Source organism: Microlunatus panaciterrae (assembly GCF_016907535.1).
Lineage (GTDB): Bacteria > Actinomycetota > Actinomycetes > Propionibacteriales > Propionibacteriaceae > Microlunatus > Microlunatus panaciterrae.
Genome location: NZ_JAFBCF010000001.1, coordinates 797,335 through 816,538, shown reverse-complemented (window position 1 = coordinate 816,538; position 19,204 = coordinate 797,335). Strand labels below are relative to the sequence as shown.

Below are 19,204 nucleotides of genomic sequence, written 5' to 3'. Positions count from 1 at the left end.
AATTCTCGATGTCGACTCAACTCCGGCCTACCCGGCTGCGTCCAACGGTGTCCGGCGAGCACCACCACCGCCGCCGGCTCGCCGGTCTGCTGACCCTGATCATCGGGTTCGCGTTCGTCGTCACGGTGCCCGCCGCGCCGGCCGCGGCGGCGACCTGCCCGTGCACGATCTGGACCGCCAGCCAGACCCCGACCACCCCGGCCGACAGTGACACGGCAGCGGTGGAGGTGGGGGTCAAGTTCCGGAGCTCCCAGGATGGGTTCATCACCGGGATCCGGTTCTACAAGGGAACGGGCAACACCGGGACGCACGTCGGCTCCCTCTGGAACCTGGCCGGGGTCCGGATGGCGACGGTGACCTTCAGCGGGGAGACCTCGACCGGGTGGCAGCAGGCGAACTTTGCCTCACCGGTGGCCGTGACCGCCAACACCACCTACATCGCCTCCTACTACGCTCCCAACGGCAGGTACGCCGGCGACAACAACTACTTCGCCTCGGCAGTGACGAACGGGCCACTGACGGCACTCCAGAACGGCACCGACGGCGGCAATGGCGTCTACCGCTACGGCGTCGGGGGCGGTTTCCCGACCAGCAGCTACCAGGCGAGCAACTACTGGGTCGACGTGGTGTTCGACACCGGCGCCGCCGACACCACCAAGCCGACCGTGACGGACCGGCAGCCGGCAGCGGGCGCCACCGGCGTCTCAGTGGGAAGCTCCGTCTCGGCCACCTTCAGCGAGGCCGTCGACCCCGCCAGCATCTCGCTGACCCTCACCGGCCCGGCCGGGGCGGTCACCGGCGCCAAGAGCTACGACTCCGCCACCCGCACCGTCGCCTTCACGCCGGGTAGCAGCCTGGCCACCTCGACCACCTACACGGTCAACCTGTCCGGCGCCAAGGACGCAGCCGGCAATGTGATGGACCCGCTCAGCTGGACCTTCAGCACAGCCGCCACCTCGAGCGGCTGCCCGTGCAGCATCTGGGCCGACACGGCAACCCCGGCGGTGGCGTCGACCAACGACTCCTCTGCCGTCGAGCTGGGAGTCAAGTTCAGGGCCGACCGCAACGGTTTCGTCACCGGGATCCGGTTCTTCAAGGGCACCGGCAACACCGGCACCCATGTGGGCTCCCTCTGGACCTCGGCGGGCACCCGGCTTGCGCAGGTGACCTTCAGCGGCGAGTCATCCACCGGCTGGCAGCGCGCCACCTTCACGTCCCCCGTGTCGGTGTCGGCCAACACGACCTACATCGCCTCCTACTACGCACCGGTCGGCCGCTACTCGAGCGACAATGACTACTTCGCCTCAGCCAGCACTGTCCGAGGGCCGCTGACCGCCCTCCGAGACGGCACCGACGGTGGCAACGGGGTCTACCGTTACGGCGCCAGCGGGTTCCCGAACAGCACCTACCGGTCGAGCAACTACTGGGTCGACGTCGTCTTCGACACCAGCAGTGTCGACACCACGGCACCGGTCGTGGTCGCCCAGTCCCCGGCCGCCGGCGCCAGCGGAGTGCCCACCACCACCTCCGTGACGGCGACCTTCTCCGAGCCGGTGACCGCCGGCTCGGTCGCCATGGAGCTCCGCGGACCCGGCAACGTTCTCGTTCCGGCCGCCGTTAGCTACGACAGCAGCACCCAGACCGCGACCCTGACGCCCAACTCTGCCCTGGCGGAGTCGACCGGCTACACCGCCACGGTGAGCGGGGCCAAGGACTCCTCCGGCAACACCATGCAGGCCCTCACCTGGTCGTTCACCACCGCTGCGCCGCCACCTCCTGGACCTGAGCAGGGTCCCGGCGGTCCGGTGGCCGTGGTCACCAGCGGCAGCAACCCGTACTCGAAGTACCTCGCCGAGATCCTCCGGGCCGAAGGTCTGAACGAGTTCGCCACCGTCGACGTCGGCAGCCTGTCCGCCGCCACTCTGGCCTCCTACGACGTGGTCGTGCTCGGCAATGTGACGGTGACGGCCGCGCAGGCCACCGTGCTCAGCGACTGGGTCAACGCCGGCGGCAACCTCATCGCGATGCGCCCCAGCAACACGCTCGCCTCCCTGCTGGGCCTGACCCTGACGACCGGCACCACCAGCAACGCCTACCTCAAGGTGGACACGTCGACGGCCGCCGGTGCCGGCATCGTCTCCGACACCATCCAGTTCCACGGTGCCGCCGACCGCTACTCCCTCTCCGGAGCGCAGGCGATCGCCACCCTCTACTCCAGCGCCACCGCGTCGACCACCTTCCCGGCGGTCACGCTGCGCACGGTCGGCACCAACGGCGGCCAGGCCGCAGCCTTCACCTTCGACCTCGCTCGCTCCATCGTGCAGACCCGGCAGGGCAACCCCGCCTGGGCCGGGACCGAGCGCGACAGTCAGGCGCCGATCCGGTCCGACGACCTGTACTTCGGCACCTCGACGACCAGCTGGGTCAACCTGGCCAAGGTTGCGATTCCGCAGGCCGACGAGCAACAGCGGTTGCTGGCGAACCTGATCCAGGTGATGAACCGGGACAAGAAGCCGCTGCCGCACTTCTGGTACCTGCCGAAGAACCTGAAGGCCGTCGTGCTGGCCACCGGTGACGACCACGGCAACGGCGGCACCGCGGGCCGGTTCGACCAGTACGAGGCCAACAGTCCGACCGGCTGCTCGGTCGCGGACTGGACCTGCCTGAGGTTCAGCTCCTACATCTTCCCGGGCACGCCGCTGTCGAACACCGCTGCTGCCGGCTACAACAGCCGCGGCTTCGAGGTCGGCGTACACGTCCAGAACGGCTGCACGAACTTCACCCCAGCCTCGCTGGCCAACAACTACGCACAGGACCTGTCCAGCTGGGCGGCGGCCTTCCCGAGCCTGCCCAGACCCGTGAGCAACCGTTTCCACTGCATCGTCTACAGCGACTGGGCCTCTCAGCCGAAGACGGAGCTGGCCAACGGCATGCGGATGGACGCCAACTACTACTACTGGCCCAGCTCGTGGATCAACGACCGGCCCGGCTTCATGACTGGCTCGGGAATGCCGATGCGCTTCACCGACACCGACGGGTCGATGATCGACGTCTACCAGGCGGCCACCCAGATGACCGACGAGTCCGGCCAGTCGTACCCGTTCACCCCGGACACCCTGCTGGACAACGCCCTCGGCCCGCTCGGCTACTACGGCGTCTTCAATGCCAACGTCCACACCGACAGCGCAACCACGTTCGAGAACGACCAGCTGATGGCCTCGGCGATGGCGCGGGGCGTCCCGATGATCAGCGGCCGGCAGCTGCTGACCTGGACCGACGGACGCAACGCCTCGTCGTTCGGCAAGATCGGCTGGAGCGCCAACACGTTGAGCTTCGACGTGGCCGTGGGTGCCGGGGCGAACGGTCTGACCGGGATGCTCCCGACGGCGGGCCCGGGCGGGACCGTGCTGACGGGCATCAGCCGGAACGGCAGCCCGGTGACCTTCACCACCAGCACCGTCAAGGGGCTCGAGTACGCCTCGTTCCCGGCGGCGGCTGGCAGCTACACCGCCAGCTATGCGGCGACGGGTGCCCCGGCGATCACCCAGGCCCAGGCGCTCACAGTGGAGTCCGGGACCTTGGACGAGGCCACCGTCAGCTGGACCACCACCGAACCCACCAGCAGCGAGGTGACCTATGGGACGACTCCCAGCACGCTCAGCTCGACGACCAAGGTGGGCGGTGCGACCAGGAAGCACGCCGTCCGGCTGCCCGGCCTGAAGCGTCAGACCACCTACTACTACCGGGTGGTCGCCCAGGACACCTCCGGCAACGTCAGGACCTATCCGGCGACCACCCTGCCGCCGTTGTCCTTCACCACCCCGAAGTCCGACGTCGCCAAGCCGGTGCTGACCGGGCCCGTCGTGACGCCGCTGCCGGACGGCACCGCCGCGGTCCGCTGGGCCAGCAACGAGAAGGCGGACTCGGTGGTCAGGTTCGGCCGGTCCACGGCCCGACTGGGCGATCTTCGACTGTCGAGGGACCTGGTCAAGGACCACGCAGTGGTTCTCACCGGCCTGCAGCCGGACCACACCTACTGGTTCGACGTGACCTCCACCGACGCGGCCGGCAACGCGACCGTCGGCAAGCCGTTGCGATTCACGACACCGGCCGCCGGGGTGGCCGAACAGACGGCGCCCGCATTCCGTCGGGGTGACACCAGCGGCAGCGCGACGGTGACCACGGACGGGTTCGGGTCGGTCACGCTCTCCGGGGCTGCGACGGCCAGCCGACAGGGCACCTTCGTCTCAGGGGTGCTGGACGCCCGAGCCATGGTCGACTGGGATCGGGCCACCTGGCAGGCCACGACGCCGGCCGGCAGCAAGCTGACGGTCAGCGTCCGTACCGGCAGCACAGCCAAGGTCGATGGCAACTGGTCTGCCTGGCGGACTCTGGCCGGGAGCGGGGCCAGGGTGGTCGGAAGCTCGCGCTACGTCCAGTACCGGGTGGAGATGAGCAGCCCGGCAGGGGTGGCCGCTCCGAGCATGGTCGGCATCGGGATCACCCACAACGGTGGCCCGATCACGGCCCAGGGCGAGGGGCGGTGACCCGGCAACGGTGACGACCTGACGGCTGCGACGATTGGGGTGGCGGGTCGGCCCATGGGATGATGGGATGCCGGGCCCCCGGTGTCGCAGCCGGCAGAGCGGGCCACCATGAGTTGTCGACCTGACTGGATGTTGAATTGAGTTCTGCCAAGGCGCCCCGCCCCGGCCGTACCGACGCGTCGATCATCCGGAACTTCAGCATCATCGCGCACATCGACCACGGCAAGTCCACCCTGGCCGACCGGATGCTGCAGCTGACCGGGGTGGTGGACGCGCGCTCGATGCGGGCGCAGTACCTGGACCGGATGGACATCGAGCGGGAACGTGGGATCACCATCAAGTCGCAGGCGGTCCGGATGCCGTGGACGGTCGCCGACGCCCGGGGCGTCGAGCAGACGTACGTCCTGAACATGATCGACACCCCGGGCCATGTCGACTTCACCTATGAGGTGTCGCGCTCGCTGGCCGCCTGTGAGGGCGCGGTGCTGCTGGTCGACGCGGCGCAGGGGATCGAGGCGCAGACGCTCGCCAACCTCTACCTCGCCATCGAGGCAGACCTCCACATCATCCCGGTGCTGAACAAGATCGACCTGCCGAGCGCTCAGCCGGAGAAGTTTGCCGTCGAGCTTGCCGGCATCATCGGCTGCGACCCGGCCGACGTCCTCCGGGTCTCGGCGAAGACCGGGGAGGGGGTCAAGGAGCTGCTGGACCAGATCGTGCTGCAGACCCCGGCACCGGTAGGAAACCTCGATGCGCCGGCCCGGGCGTTGATCTTCGACTCGGTCTACGACACCTACCGCGGCGTGGTGACCTACGTGCGGGTGATCGACGGAGAGCTGTCGCACCGGGAGAAGGTCCTGATGATGTCGACCAGGGCAACCCACGAGACGCTCGAGGTGGGTGTGATCTCGCCCGAGCCGATCAAGTCGGACTCGCTCCGGGTCGGCGAGGTCGGCTATCTGATCACCGGTGTGAAGGAGGTCCGGCAGTCCCGGGTCGGGGACACCGTGACCTCGGCAGCCAAGCCCGCCACCGAGTCGCTGGGCGGGTACCGACACCCGAACCCGATGGTGTTCGCCGGCCTCTACCCGATCGACGGTGCCGACTACCCGGAGCTGCGCGAGGCGCTGGACAAGCTGCAGCTCAACGACGCCGCGCTGACCTACGAGCCGGAGACGTCGGGGGCACTGGGCTTCGGCTTCCGGATCGGTTTCCTCGGGCTGCTGCACATGGAGATCGTGCGGGAGCGGCTGGAACGTGAGTTCAACCTCGACCTGATCTCGACCGCGCCCAACGTGGTCTACCGGGTGGAGATGGAGGACGGCAGCGAACACGTCGTCACCAACCCATCGGAGTACCCGACCAACGGCAAGATCGCCGCCGTCTACGAGCCGGTGGTGAAGGGCACGATCCTGGCGCCCGCGGAGTACATCGGGGTGATCCTTGAGCTCTGCCAGGCCAGACGGGGGATCCAGCACGGAATGGACTACCTCTCCGAGGACCGGGTGGAGATTCGCTACACGCTGCCGCTGGCCGAGATCGTCTTCGACTTCTTCGATGCACTGAAGTCACGCACGAAGGGCTATGCCAGCCTCGACTATGAGCCTTCGGGTGAGCAGCCGGCTGACCTGGTCAAGGTCGACATCCTGCTGCACGGCGAACCCGTGGACGCGTTCTCGGCGATCGTGCACAAGGACAAGGCGTACAGCTATGGCGTGATGATGGCCGGCAAGCTGAAGGACCTCATCCCGCGGCAGCAGTTCGAGGTGCCGATCCAGGCCGCGATCGGCTCCCGGGTGATCGCCAGGGAGACCATTCGCGCCATCCGCAAGGACGTACTGGCCAAGTGCTACGGCGGCGACATCACCCGCAAGCGCAAGCTGCTGGAGAAGCAGAAAGAGGGCAAGAAGCGGATGAAGATGGTCGGGCGGGTGGAGGTGCCGCAGGAGGCATTCGTCGCCGCGCTGTCGACCACCGAGCCCACCAGAGCCGACAAGAAGTAGCCATGCCGAGCACTGGTCCCGTCGGTCGCGGCCTGGTGTTCTTCGGCCAGCTGTCCATCGCCCTGGTGTGGCTGTACGCCGGGCTGGTCGCCAAGCTGCTCGGGCTGCGTCCCGACGACCGGGCGATCATCGACTCCGTGCCCTTCCTGGCCCCCGGCTCCGGTGGATGGGTGACGATGGTGATCGGCGGTTTTGAGGTGCTGCTGGCGATCTGGGTCATCTTCGGCGGCGCCCCACGGGTCGCTGCCGTGGTGCAGACCCTGACGCTGGTGGTGCTCACCGCCATCGACCTGACCTATGGCCGTCGGCTGGTGGGTGAACCGGTCCAGGTGGTGATCACCCAACTCGCCCTGGTGGCGCTGATCTGGCTGGTCGCGGTCAGCCTGTCCCACCTGCCGAAGCGTGGCCCGTCACCGTTCGGGTGACCTGGTGTCGCCGTCGCGGTCGACCTTGCACGCCGGGCTAGATTGGGCGGCGGACGACAGCGGAGGGAGGGCTCGAGCAATGAGGAAGGTTCCCCTTCCCTTCCGGCTGCTGGAGGCCATCCGCTCGACGACACAGGAAGCCGTGCGGTGGCTCCGCGAACGGCCGCACCGGCACCCGGATGAACCCCCGCCGCCGAGCCACACCGCGCCCTGAGCCCACGGGTATGGGGCGTCTCCTCAAACGAGGCAACGCACATATCGGCGCGTCATGCTGATCGCCTGCGTGCCCTGAGCGTGAGGCTGGTCCGCAGGTCGCACTGACGCGCCGATTCGTCTGTTGAGCCCGTACGGTCAGTCGATGCCGGAGCGTTCGACCCCCTGGACCAGATAGCGCTGCAGGAAGATGAACACCAGCACCACCGGCAGGATCGCGACAGCGGCGCCGACGAACAGCTGGGGCATGTCGATCCGCTGCGAGGTCATGAACTGGCTCAGCGCGACCTGGATGGTGCGGTAGCTCCGGTCCTGTCCGATCAGCAGCGGCCACAGGAACGCGTTCCAGGAGCCGATGAAGATGATCGTGCCGATCGCAGCGCAGATGCCGTACGTGTTCGGCATCACCACCCGCCAGAAGGTCCGCCAGTAGCCGGCGCCGTCGATGTAGGCGGCCTCCTCCAGCTCCTTCGGGAAGCCGAGGAAATACTGCCGGAACAGGAACGTCGCAAAGGCCGAGAACAGCCCGGGGATGATCAGTCCGCGCAGGGTGGAGATCCAGCCCAGGCTCGAGACCATCACGAAGCTGGGGATGAACGTGACGGCCGCCGGCACCATCAGGGTCAGCACCGTCATGCCGAGGATGACCCTGGACAGCCGGTTCTCGATCCTGGCCAGACCGTAACCGGCCATGGCCGAGATGGCGACGGTGCCGAACGTCTGGATGATCGACACCGTGGCTGAGTTGGCCAGGCTCCGGGCGATCGGGACATTGCGGTTGTTGAACAGCTCCTTGATGTTGTCGCCGTTCAGGCTGTCGGGGATCCAGTGCCACTGCGGGGCCGTGATGCCGAGCTGGGTTGAGAAGGCATTGCGCAACAACACATAGAACGGCATCAGGAACAGTCCGGCGAGCAGCACCAGGGCGACATAGCGCAGGGTGCTCACCAGCCGGGAGGATTTCATGAGGTCTCCTCCTTACTCCGCAGCGAGACGATCTTGAGCTGCGCCAGGCCGATGACCGCGATCAGCACGGTCAAGATGATGGTGCCTGCGCTGCCCAACCCGAGGTCCTGGGTGCCGCCGCCGAGGGAGATCAGATACAGGTACACCAGCGGCGGTCGAGCGAACGGGGGATAGCCGCCGACGGAGATCAACGTGTTGTAGAACTCGTCGAAGGCCTGGAAGGCGGCGATCAGCAGCAGCAGCAGCACAGCCACCGAGGTGGAGCGCAGTTGCGGGAAGGTGATGTAGCGGAAGACGTTCCAGCCCCGAGCGCCGTCGATCGCTGCCGCCTCGTAGGTATCGGTGGGGATCCGCTGCAGCCCGGCCATGAACAAGATCATGTAGAAGCCGACCTGGAGCCAGAGCCGCAGCGTCACGAGCACCAGCCAGTACCAGTAGTTGCCCCCGCCCAGCCAGTTGACGTTGTCGAACCCCAGTCCCCGGAGCAGGGTGTTGACGAGTCCGAAGCGGGCCCCGTTGAAGAACGACAGCCGCCAGATCATCGCCGCGATCACGTACGAACACGCGGTGGGCAGGAAGAACGCGGAGCGGAAGAACGCCTTGGCCACTTTCGCCTTGTTGACCAGCAGGGCCAGGCCGAGCGATCCCGCGAACGTCACCGGGACGATGAACGCCGCGAACACGGTGAACGTGCCCATGCTGGTCAGGAAAGCTCGGTCCTGCAGCAGGTAGCTGTAGTTGCCCAGGCCGACGAACCTGGTCGGGGTGACCGTGTTGCGTGCGTCGAAGAACGACAGGTAGACGCTCCAGACGATCGGGATGTAGACGAAGATCAACAGCCCGAGGAAGAACGGACCGACGAACACCCAGAACCACACGTTGCGGTCCTGCCGCCCGCGCAGCCGGGTGACGACAGTGCTCATCGTCGACGTCAGCCGTTGACTCGCTTGATCTCCGCCTTCGCCTTGGCGTCGACCTTGGCGATCTCGCCCTTCGGGTCGGCGTTCTTCAGCACGATGTTGCTCAGCGCGGTGGTGTAGGCCTGGGCTGTCGCCGGGGTCCACAGCAGGTCCGGCCCGTGTCCCATCTCCGCCACGAACTTGGCCGCGTCGGCACCCGCTCCCGAGGCGAGCTTATCCGCCTTCGGAGCCAACGCCGTCTTCGCCGGGATGTGGGTGCCGTAGGAGTTGGAGAAGTCGACCTGGTAGTCCTCCTTGTCCACCCACAGCCACTTGATGAAGGCCTTGGCGGCGTCCGGGTCGGTGCCCTTGGCCGAGACGACCGAGCTGAAGGCCCCGATCGGCACGGCCTGACGGCCCGAGGTGCCGATCTTCGGGAACGGGATCACCCCGAAGTCGTCGCCCAGGGCCTTCTGCACCTGCGGCAGTACCCACAGCCCGGTCCACTGCATCGCGGTCTCACCCTGGACGAACGGTGCGGCGTCGAACCAGTCGGCCGAGGCGCTCTCCAGCACCCCGCCGGACTTGCGGAACTCGCGGAACTTGGCCAGCCCGTCGTACATGGCGGGGTCGGCGAAGCCGATGCCGTCCTTGCCCTCGTTGAGGTATTCGAAGCCCGCCGACCAGATCAGCAGGGCACCCAGCACGCCGAGCCCGCCGTCGTTGCCGGCGAAGAACCCGCCGACGTCCTTGGTCTTGACGGCCTTGGCGGCATCGATGAGCTCGTCGAAGGTCTGCGGTGGCTGCACACCGGCCTTGTCGAGCATGGACTTGCGGTAGTAGAGCATCTGCATGTCGACCGTCTGCGGGATGGCCCAGACCTTGTCCTCCCAGATCATCGGCGCCAGCACCGGTGCCGAGAACTGGTCCTTCGCGTCCCCGAGGGTGTCGGTGACATCCAGCACCTGGCCGGCCTTGATCATGTCCAGGGTCGGTCCGTTGCCGTATTCGAAGATGTCCGGCACCTTGTCGGTGAGCAGTGCGGCGGAGACCAGCTTCTCGTACTCACCGGGGTTCCACTTCACCGTGATATCGGCCTTGTCGTACGCCTTGGCGTACCGCTCGACCGCCTCCTGCACACCGTCCTCACCGTACTCGTGGTACCACTGCGAGAGGGCTGGCTTGCTGCCGCCACCCCCGGCGCTGGAGGACCCGGAGTTCGGTCGGCCGGTGTTCGAGCCGCAGCCGGTGACCCCCATTGCTGCGGTGGCGAGGCCACCGGTGAGGGCGAGGAATCGTCGTCTGGAAAAGGACATGGTGGGGACTATATTTGAAAAGTTGAGGGTTGTGCGTGATGTCCCGCGCTGGTGAACATCTCGATCAGATATCTCTGTCGAGTACGGAAGGATCTTGATCATGCAGGCACTCCAGTTCTCGACCTATGGCGGCCCGGAGGTGCTCGAGGTGGCCGAGGTGCCGGAGCCGCAGGCCGGACCGGGACAGATCCGGATCGCCGTCCGGACGACCAGTGTCAACCCGATCGACTGGAAGATCCGCTCCGGCGCTGTCGGTACCGAAGGGGCGCTGCCGCGCCAGCTCGGGTTCGACGCCGCCGGAGTGGTGGACCAGGTGGGCGAGGGCGTCGAGAAGATCACGGTGGGCGACGAGGTGTTCGGGCTCGGCTCTGACACCGCCGCCGAGTACGCCGTGCTGAACAGCTGGGCCGCGAAACCCCCGTCGATGCCCTGGGCAGAAGCTGCGGCGGCTGGGGTGGCGGGAGAGACCGCTCATCGGGTGCTGGGGCTGCTGGGCACCACGAGCGGCCAGACGGTGCTGATCGACGGAGCCGCCGGCGGCGTCGGCCTGTTCGGTGTCCAGCTGGCCGTGGCCCGGGGTGCCACCGTGATCGGTACGGCCAGTGAACGCAACCACGAGTTCCTGGCGAGCCTCGGCGCGACCCCGGTCAGCTATGGCTCCGGGCTCGGCGACCGGGTCCGGGCGCTGTACCCGGACGGGGTGGACGGGGTTTTCGACGCGGTCGGCAAGACGCCGGTCGCCGACCTGATCGGCCTGGTCGACCGTCCGGAGCAGGTCGTCTCGATCGCCAACTTCGCCGCAGCCGGGTCCGGGATCCGGGTCACGTCGGGCGGCAGCGACGGCGACCCGACGGCGGCACTGGCCGAGGTGGCCGCCCTCTACGCGGCCGGCCGGCTGCAGATCCCGGTGCAGACCTTCCCGTTGGCCGACGCCGAGCAGGCGCACCGGCTCAGCGAAGGCGGACACGTCCGGGGCAAGCTGGTGCTGGTCGTCGGCTGAGCCCGAACGCGTCATCGATACGGTCGCTCCATGACCCTGCAGGCGGACATCGGCATCATCGGCGGCTCCGGCTTCTACAGCTTCCTCACCGACCCGGAGGAGCTCACGGTCGAGACACCGTTCGGTCCGCCTAGCGCCGCCATCACCGTCGGTGAGGTGGCCGGTCGGCGGGTCGCCTTCCTGCCCAGGCACGGTGCCCGGCACCAGTTCCAGCCGCATCGGGTCAACTACCGGGCCAACCTGTGGGGGTTGCGCTCGCTGGGTGTCCGGCAGGTGCTCGGCCCCTGCGCAGTCGGATCGCTCAAACCCGACCTCGGGCCGGGCACCTTCGTCGTCCCCGACCAGCTGGTCGACCGCACCTCGGGGCGTCCGCAGACCATCTACGACGCCGAGGGTCCGGTGGTGCACATCACCTTCGCCGACCCGTACTGTCCCCGTGGCCGAGACGCGGTGCTGTCCGCGGCCGGGTCGGACGAGCACCTCGTCGACGGGGGCACCCTGGTGGTGGTCAACGGGCCGCGCTTCTCCACTCGGGCCGAGTCGACCTGGCACGCGGCGCAGGGGTGGTCGATTGTGGGCATGACCGGTGCTCCGGAGGCGTCCATCGCCAGGGAGCTGGCCCTGTGCTACACCGCGATCGGCATGGTCACCGACCACGATGCCGGCATCGAGGGCGGCGAGGCGGTCACCCATGCCGACGTGCTCCGGACCTTCGCCTCCAACGTTGGCCGGCTGAAGGAGCTGCTGTACTCGGTGGTGGCGCGGCTGCCGGAGCCGCAGTCCGACGCCGAGGCCGACTGCAGCTGCCGACGGTCGCTGGACGAGATCACCCTGCCGTTCGCGCTGCCCTGACGGGCCGGCGCGCTGGACTACGCTCGATTGCATGCCGTCGACCCTGCCCGAAGCCGATCCCGCTCCTGCGGACGGCTCGCTGCCCGTCGGCTCGCTCGCCGCGGTTCCCGACGTGCCGCTGAGCATCTACGTGCACGTGCCGTTCTGCACCACCCGCTGCGGCTACTGCGACTTCAACACCTACACGGCCAGCGAGCTGGGCAGCGCTCGAGGTGCCAGTCGTGACAGCTACGTCGACGCCGCCATCACCGAGCTCGACCTCGCCCGTCGAGTGCTGGGGGAGGGCGCGCCGGCGGTGTCCACGGTCTTCATCGGCGGCGGAACGCCGACCCTGCTGCCGCCCGACCATCTCGGTCGGCTGCTCGGCGCCATCGAGGAGCGGTTCGGCCTGGCCGCCGACGTCGAGGTCACCACCGAGTCGAACCCCGAGTCCATCGATGCGGCCGGCCTGCAGCGGCTGGTCGAGCAGGGCTACAACCGGATCTCGTTCGGGATGCAGTCGGCGGTGCCGCACGTACTGCGGGTGCTGGACCGCACCCACTCACCCGGCCGGCCGCAGCAGGCGGTCGGCGAGGCCAAGGCTGCGGGCTTCGCCAGCACGAGTCTCGACCTGATCTACGGCACGCCGGGGGAGTCGATGGAGGACTGGCGGGTCAGCCTCGAGGCTGCTCTGGCGGCCGAACCGGACCATCTCAGTGGCTACGCACTGATCGTTGAGGACGGCACCCGGCTGGCCGCGCAGATCCGCCGCGGGGTGCTGCCGATGACCGACGAAGACGACCTGGCCGACAAGTATCTGCTGGCGGAGGAGCTGCTGACCCGGGCCGGTTACGCGGCCTACGAGGTGAGCAACTGGGCCAATGCTCCCTCCGCCCGGTGCCGTCACAACCTGGCGTACTGGCGGGGCCATCACTGGTGGGGCGTGGGTCCCGGGGCGCACAGCCACGTCGGGGGCACCCGGTGGTGGAACGTGAAGCATCCGGCGGCGTACGCCCAGCGGCTGGCCGACCAGGTGTCGCCGGCCTACTCGCGTGAGGTGCTGAGCGCCGCCGACCGCCGGGTGGAACGGGTCCTGCTCGAGCTCCGGCTCGCCGACGGGCTCGACCTGGCCGTGCTGTCGTCGACCGAGCGGCTCCGGGTGCCGGCGATCGTGGCCCGCGGACTGGCCGAGGTGACCTCCGACCGGCTGGTCCTCACGCTGCCGGGCCGGCTGCTGGCCGACGGCATCATCCGCGAGCTGCTCGACTGACTCTAGGCGCTCTTCGCACAACGTCGCGGTCCTCACCCAGGGTCTGCCGTGTGCGGGGTACGACGAACCTGCGCGAACAGCTGGTCAGCGGGATGCTCGGGTGAAGGCGCGCCGCAGCCGCTCGGCGATCACCTCCGGGCGGTACAGATCGGCCCAGACCCAGCGCACCACCTCCCAGCCCAGATCACGCAGGGCATCCTCGCGGAGCTTCTCCTTGAAGAGCACATCCTCGAGCGACTGCCCGGGCGAAAGCAGCCGCCCATACTTGATCCTGCCGTCGAACTCTCCGACGGTCCGGTGCTCCCGCCAGCCGAAGTCGGTCCGGGCCACCAGCCGACCGTCGCCTCCGACGATGCGAAGCTGCAGCTCGGTCGGCATCAGACCGAGCTGCGCCAGCGTGACCCGGCTCAGCGACTCGCCTGGGCTCTCGCTCCGAGGGTCCAGAAAGGCCACCGCGCGACGGGCGCTCGCCATCCCCGGACGGTGGCGGGCCCGACCCATCGCCTCGTCCAGGTCGGCCGGGTCCAAGCCGCCGGCGAGAGCCCGGTCGCCAGCCGCCACCGCCCGCTCGTACGGTTGGCTGCGGCCGAGGTCCACCACCGTGCGGGCCAGCGACGTCACTCTGATCCCATCCAGCTGCACCACCTCGTCGGTCGGCAACGGAGCCGTGTGGACGTGCACGCCGCTGGCTCGACGCCCGCCGCTGGACCGATCCCGGGTCAGGTGGACGCGGTCGAGGCTGTCGGTCCAGACCGGCAGGCCGTGCAGCACCGCCGCCGACACGTGACTGACGACGGCAGCCTCCGAGACCTGAGGCAGGGTGGCCCGGACCAGTTGGAGGTGCCGATCGCGGGCGGCTGGAGGTTCGCTCTCGGGCTTCAGGTAGGCGCCCCGACGCAGCCGGACGAGCTCGCCGCGACGGTGCATCCGCCGGACTTCGTCGCGGCTGTAGCCCTGCGCCAGCAGGTCGCTACTCAGTATGGGCTCGGTCATGTCTCCAGATCAGCGCACCGGGGAGTACCGGGGAGGGCGCAAAGACGCATCTGTGGACAACTCTGCGACCGGCAATAAGTGCTGGGGATGGCTGGGGATCGCGTCTTCGCGCAGTTTCGCGGTCCTTGCCCAGGGTCTGCCGTGTGCGGGGTACGACGAACCTGCGCGAAGTGGTCTTCGGACGACCTGCGTACGGGCCGTCAGTCCCGGAACACGTGGTCCTGGGTCACGAAGTCGATCAGCTCCTCCACCCGGGTCAGCAGCGCGGTCTCCAGGTCCGTCCAGGAGTCGACCCTGCTCAGGATCAGCTGCCAGGCCTTGGCGATGTCGGCCTGGTCGGCGTGCGGCCATCCCAGGTGCGCACAGATCCCGTGCTTCCACTCGACGTCGCGGGGGATCTGCGGCCAGGCCTCCAGCCCGACCCGGGCCGGCTTGACCGCCTGCCAGATGTCGATGAACGGGTGACCGGTGACGTGGACGAAGCGTCCGGAATGCCCGCTGCGCACCTGTTCGGCGATCCGGGACTCCTTGCTGCCGGGCACCAGGTGGTCCACCAGGACGCCCAGCCGGCGGCCTCGCTGCGGGGCGAAGTCGGCGACGATGGCGGGCAGGTCGTCGATGCCGCCGAGGTACTCGACCACGACCCCTTCATGTCGCAGGTCGTCGCCCCAGACCTTCTCGACCAGCTCGGCGTCATGGCGTCCCTCGACGTAGATCCGGCTGGGCAGCGCCACCCGGGCCCGCTGTTGCGGGGTGGCCACCGAGCCCGACGCGGTCCGGGTCGCCGCGGCTGGTGCCTTGGCGCCGCGGGGCATTGTCAGGGCGACCGGCTGGCCGTCGAGCAGGAAGCCGGCGCCGAGTGGAAAGCTGCGCTTCTTGCCGTGGCGGTCCTCCAGCACGACCAGGCCGTTCTCCCAGCGGGTCACCGCGCCGCAGAAGCCGGTGCTGGCGTCCTCCACCACCAGACCCATCGACAGCTCGTGCTGCCGGCTCTCCTTCTTGCCGACCTTCTGCCAGCCGGGGGAGAGGACGTCGCGCGCATAACGGTCAACCGGGGAAGCCATCGACCAAGACTAGAGAGCATCGACGTCCCCGTCCTGCTGCGACACGGGCTGGCGGCGACGTCGCTGCTCCCGGCCGTGCCGGCCGGGGGTCGACGGCCGGCTCAAGGCCGGACCGGTGCTGCTGCGGACTACGAGCTCGATCGGCAGCAGGACCTGACGCTCGGCGATGGTGGGGTCGAGCAGCAGCTCGCCGACCCTGCGGCCCTTCTCGACGATGGGCTGCCGGATGGTGGTCAGGCCTGCCGACTCTGCGGCGGGAATGTCATCCACGCCGCAGACCGAGACGTCCCGGCCGGGCACCAGGCCCCGGTCGTGCAGCGTCTCCAGTGCTCCCAGCGCCACCACGTCACTGATCCCGACGAGAGCTGTGCAGCCCGGCTGGTGGTCCAGCCCGAACGCCGCAGCCGACTTCCCGGAGCTGAACGCGTTGTGCCCGCCCGAGACCAGCAGGATGTCTGCCTCCGGCAGGCTGTCGCGCAGACCACGCAACCGGGTACGGCAGACGACACAGCTGACCTGGTCGTCGGACGGCACCAGCCGGGCCTCACTGCCGGCCGGCAGGTTGGTGTCGACGATGACGCAGATCCGGCGGTGGCCCAGCTCGCCGAGGTGGCTTCCGAGCAGGGCCCCGGCCCGGCGGTCGTCGATGGCCACCCAGGCGGCGTCCGGGTCGTCGCTGAGGTCGGTCGACACCAACGGGATGCCGCGGGCGGTGACCAGCAGTGCGGCGGGGTGGGTGCTGGACACCGAGAAGGTCGTGACCGCGTCGATGGTGGCCCGGCTGACGGCGGTGACGTCAGGGTCGCTGCCGTTCATGGTGACCGGGAGCAGCACGATGCTGGTGCCCTGCCGCTCGACCACCTGGCTCAGGCCGGTCAGGAAACCGACCGCGTACGGATCGGAGAACGCGTAGGACAGGTGCTCTGTGAAGAGCACGCCGATCGAACCGGCTCGTCCGCTGCGCAGGGCCCGGCCGGCCGGGTCAGGCCCGGCGTAGCCGAGCTCGTCGGCGGTGGCCAGGATCCGCTCGCGCAGTTCAACCGACAGCTGCCCTGGCCGGTTGTAGGCGTTGGACACGGTGGCCGGCGAGACGCCGACCGCCTCGGCCAGGGTCTTGAGGGTGACGCGGGCCACGAACGGTGCCTCCCTCCGACCAGGTCTTCCGACTGGCCACGTCTGCGTGAACGTTCTCCTGAAACGATACAGAGAGCCGTTCAGGCCGACAACAGAAGGATGGCGGGCTGCGGGCCGGCCAGCTGCCGGCACGCCCGCAGCCCACCCGTGGGGGTCAGAAGCGCTTCTTCTTGGGCCGTTCAGCCCAAGGGTTGGTGCCAGGAGTCCAGTTCAGCACACTGGCCCGCTCGAGGAACTCGTCGGAGCTGATGTCTCCGCGGGCGAACCGCTCCGACAGCACCCGCTTGGCCTCGTCCTCGGGGGCGGAGCGCGGCGTCAGCCACGGCGGTCGGCCGCCGGCCATGTTCCGGCGGAGGAAGAGAAAAGCCGCCAGCAACAGCAGCAGGAAGAGTAGGCCCATGACAACTCCTAGGAACGGTGCGAAGGGGGACGGTCCGTCGCCCCAGTGATGAAGATGGGGACCCATAGGCCCCACCATGGGAATCAAGAAGGTGTTCATGCCCCAAGGGTGCGCCGTCAAGGCGTTCCGCACATCAACCGGCGGGCGACACTTCGACTACGCGCCGCTGCGTACGACGGATACGCAGTCGAGCCGATGTGTCCTCCGGTGTGCCCGGCTAGGCTCGACCTGACATGCCCTGGCGGCTGCCCGACGGCCGGAAGGAGCGCGGTGAGATCGAGATCCGGCCCGATGGTGCTCTGGGACCTCGGTTTGGCGCTGCTCATCGGCGTGGCATCCCTGATGGCGGCCACCTACCGACCGATCGAGCTGCCCGACGGGCATGGTCGAGGGATGCACGGACCGCCGTGGCGGCCCGGCTTCGACCTGGACACGCCGCTTCCATGGGCGACGGGACCCTTCCTGCTTCTCGTCGTGGGAGGGGTCGCGCTGCGCCGGTTCCAGCCGCGCCTCGGCTTCGTGCTGGCCACCCTCGGCACCGGCGGCTGCCTCGCCCTCGGGCATCCGATCGGGCCGGTGCTGCTGGCGCCGGCCGTCTGCCTGCTGGCGCTGGCACGGCTGCTTCCGGTGCGGAGCTGGGCGCCGCTACCGGTGTTGATCCTGCCGATGGTGCTGGCCGGCTTCTGGCGCGACCCCTATCTGGGGCTGCTTGACCCCGCCCTGTTCCGGGCCCTGTTCGGCGTGATGATGCTGAGCTTCCTGGCGGTGCTGGTCGGCGTCCTGCGCCGCAACCGCAACGACACGCAGCGTCTCGAACGCGAACAGGAGCTGCGGCGCTACGCCTACGAGGAGCGTCTCCGGATCGCCCGGGAGGTGCATGACGTGGTCGGCCACAGCCTGTCGGTGATCAACATGCAGGCGGGGGTCGCACTGCATGTCCTGGAGAAGCGCCCCGACCAGGTGGGTCCATCGCTGGAGGCGATCCGGCAGACCAGCAAGGACGCGCTCGAGGAGCTGCGCGGCACGCTGACCGTCTTCCGTGGCGCCGGTCCGGACGATGTGCGGGCACCTCAGCCGGGCCTGGACCGGTTGGATGAGCTGGTGGCCGGCCTGCGCTCCGCCGGGCGTCACGTCACGGTCACCGTTGCCGGGCAGCCCGATGGCCGGCTGCCACCGCTGCCGACGGCAGTTGATCATGCTGCCTACCGGATCGTCCAGGAGGCGTTGACCAACGTGGCCCGGCACGCCGAGGGTGCCGACGCCTCGGTCCGGATCGGGGTCGATGGCCGGGCGTTGATCATCGAGGTGGCTGACTGCTCCGAGGCCCGCAGACCAGGTCCGGTCGTTGCTGGCAACGGCATCTCCGGCATGCAGGAGCGTGCCCGCGCCGTGGGTGGCACGCTTCAGGTCGGCCCCGACGCTGCCGGAAGGTTCGTCGTCCGGGCCGAGCTGCCGACGGTCGGGGAGGGCGGATGACGATCAGGGTGGCGATCGCCGACGACCAGCCGCTGGTGCGGATGGGGCTGCGGGTATTGATCGAGTCGGAGGACGACCTGGCGGTCGCCGGAGAGGCGGTCAACGGTCAACAGGCCCTCGAACTGGTCATCGCCGAGCGACCGGACGTGATCTTGATGGACGTCCGGATGCCTGTCCTGGATGGGATCGAGGCGCTGCGGCGGATCGCCGCAGATCCGAGACTCAGCGGCGTCCGGGTGGTGATGTTGACCACGTTCGAGCTGGATGAATACGTCTTCGACGCGCTGCGGGCCGGTGCGGCCGGTTTCTTGATCAAGGACAGCGACCCCGTGGAGATGCTCCGGGCGATCCGGTTGGCCGCCGCCGGAGAGTCGCTGTTGTCGCCGTCGGTGACGCGACGCGTGCTGGACTCGTTCACCGCCACGGCAGGCGTGGTCCGCCGCACCCATCCGGAGCTGAAGGAGCTCACCGACCGCGAGCGCGAGGTGTTGGCCCTGATCGGTGAAGGACTCAGCAACGACGAGATCGCCGACCGGCTGGTGGTGAGCCCGGCGACGGCCAGGACCCACGTCAGCCGGGCGATGGTCAAGCTCCGGGCGAGGGACCGGGCACAGCTGGTCGTGATCGCTTACCAGTCCGGACTCGTCCAGTAAGCGCCAGCGGCCCT

At 68.7% G+C, this 19,204-nt stretch carries 15 protein-coding genes; 8 read left to right on the top strand and 7 right to left on the bottom strand.

Annotated features, from left to right (window positions below):
* Nucleotides 1-8: 8 nt before the first annotated feature.
* The 3 genes from JOE57_RS03665 to JOE57_RS03655 all read left to right on the top strand — a co-directional run bounded on the left by JOE57_RS03665 (nucleotide 9) and on the right by JOE57_RS03655 (nucleotide 6,975).
* Nucleotides 9-4,547, top strand: coding sequence for a DUF4082 domain-containing protein (locus JOE57_RS03665; RefSeq protein ID WP_204916440.1), 4,539 nt, complete (start codon nucleotides 9-11; stop codon nucleotides 4,545-4,547).
* A gap of 137 nt (nucleotides 4,548-4,684) precedes the next feature.
* Nucleotides 4,685-6,550 (top strand): translation elongation factor 4, encoded by a 1,866-nt coding sequence (gene lepA, locus JOE57_RS03660; RefSeq protein ID WP_204916439.1) that lies wholly within the window; start codon nucleotides 4,685-4,687, stop codon nucleotides 6,548-6,550.
* A 2-nt stretch (nucleotides 6,551-6,552) separates the two neighbouring features.
* Nucleotides 6,553-6,975, top strand: coding sequence for a DoxX-like family protein (locus JOE57_RS03655; protein ID WP_204916438.1), 423 nt, complete (start codon nucleotides 6,553-6,555; stop codon nucleotides 6,973-6,975).
* 351 nt (nucleotides 6,976-7,326) lie between these two features.
* On the opposite strand, the gene JOE57_RS03650 is transcribed toward JOE57_RS03655, so the two are convergent.
* Genes JOE57_RS03650 through JOE57_RS03640 form a run of 3 tightly spaced genes read right to left on the bottom strand, consistent with a single transcriptional unit; the run spans nucleotide 7,327 to nucleotide 10,369 of the window.
* Nucleotides 7,327-8,154, bottom strand: coding sequence for a carbohydrate ABC transporter permease (locus tag JOE57_RS03650; RefSeq protein ID WP_204916437.1), 828 nt, complete (start codon nucleotides 8,152-8,154; stop codon nucleotides 7,327-7,329).
* A complete protein-coding gene (locus JOE57_RS03645; protein ID WP_204916436.1) occupies nucleotides 8,151-9,077 on the bottom strand; it encodes a carbohydrate ABC transporter permease in 927 nt (308 codons plus the stop codon). The genes JOE57_RS03650 and JOE57_RS03645 overlap by 4 nt, the downstream gene beginning before the upstream one ends.
* An 8-nt stretch (nucleotides 9,078-9,085) precedes the next feature.
* On the bottom strand, nucleotides 9,086-10,369 hold the full coding sequence (locus JOE57_RS03640) for an ABC transporter substrate-binding protein (RefSeq protein WP_204916435.1): 1,284 nt from the start codon (nucleotides 10,367-10,369) through the stop codon (nucleotides 9,086-9,088).
* A gap of 100 nt (nucleotides 10,370-10,469) precedes the next feature.
* Here JOE57_RS03640 and JOE57_RS03635 point away from each other — a divergent pair, with 100 nt between their 5' ends.
* Genes JOE57_RS03635 through hemW form a run of 3 tightly spaced genes read left to right on the top strand, consistent with a single transcriptional unit; the run spans nucleotide 10,470 to nucleotide 13,470 of the window.
* Entirely contained in the window at nucleotides 10,470-11,369 is a 900-nt protein-coding gene (locus JOE57_RS03635; protein ID WP_204916434.1) for an NADP-dependent oxidoreductase, read from the top strand.
* 30 nt (nucleotides 11,370-11,399) lie between these two features.
* Nucleotides 11,400-12,221: an S-methyl-5'-thioadenosine phosphorylase gene (locus JOE57_RS03630; protein WP_204916433.1), complete on the top strand. Its 822-nt coding sequence runs from the start codon at nucleotides 11,400-11,402 to the stop codon at nucleotides 12,219-12,221.
* Between the two features lie 31 nt (nucleotides 12,222-12,252).
* Entirely contained in the window at nucleotides 12,253-13,470 is a 1,218-nt protein-coding gene (gene hemW, locus JOE57_RS03625) for a radical SAM family heme chaperone HemW (RefSeq protein WP_204916432.1), read from the top strand.
* A gap of 84 nt (nucleotides 13,471-13,554) precedes the next feature.
* Here the strand turns inward: hemW and JOE57_RS03620 are convergent, their stop codons facing one another.
* The 4 genes from JOE57_RS03620 to JOE57_RS03605 all read right to left on the bottom strand — a co-directional run bounded on the left by JOE57_RS03620 (nucleotide 13,555) and on the right by JOE57_RS03605 (nucleotide 17,061).
* Nucleotides 13,555-14,463: a type IV toxin-antitoxin system AbiEi family antitoxin domain-containing protein gene (locus tag JOE57_RS03620; RefSeq protein WP_204916431.1), complete on the bottom strand. Its 909-nt coding sequence runs from the start codon at nucleotides 14,461-14,463 to the stop codon at nucleotides 13,555-13,557.
* Between the two features lie 200 nt (nucleotides 14,464-14,663).
* Nucleotides 14,664-15,527, bottom strand: a complete 864-nt coding sequence (locus JOE57_RS03615) for a DUF3097 domain-containing protein (RefSeq protein WP_204916430.1) — start codon at nucleotides 15,525-15,527, stop codon at nucleotides 14,664-14,666.
* Between the two features lie 9 nt (nucleotides 15,528-15,536).
* Nucleotides 15,537-16,661: a substrate-binding domain-containing protein gene (locus JOE57_RS03610; protein ID WP_204916429.1), complete on the bottom strand. Its 1,125-nt coding sequence runs from the start codon at nucleotides 16,659-16,661 to the stop codon at nucleotides 15,537-15,539.
* A 154-nt stretch (nucleotides 16,662-16,815) separates the two neighbouring features.
* On the bottom strand, nucleotides 16,816-17,061 hold the full coding sequence (locus JOE57_RS03605) for an SHOCT domain-containing protein (RefSeq protein WP_204916428.1): 246 nt from the start codon (nucleotides 17,059-17,061) through the stop codon (nucleotides 16,816-16,818).
* A 270-nt stretch (nucleotides 17,062-17,331) separates the two neighbouring features.
* On the opposite strand from JOE57_RS03605, the gene JOE57_RS19105 reads away from it, so the two are divergent.
* A complete protein-coding gene (locus JOE57_RS19105) occupies nucleotides 17,332-18,537 on the top strand; it encodes a histidine kinase (RefSeq protein WP_204916427.1) in 1,206 nt (401 codons plus the stop codon).
* Entirely contained in the window at nucleotides 18,534-19,190 is a 657-nt protein-coding gene (locus JOE57_RS03595; RefSeq protein WP_204916426.1) for a response regulator, read from the top strand. Before JOE57_RS19105 ends, JOE57_RS03595 begins: the two co-directional genes overlap by 4 nt.
* Nucleotides 19,191-19,204 lie beyond the last annotated feature (14 nt).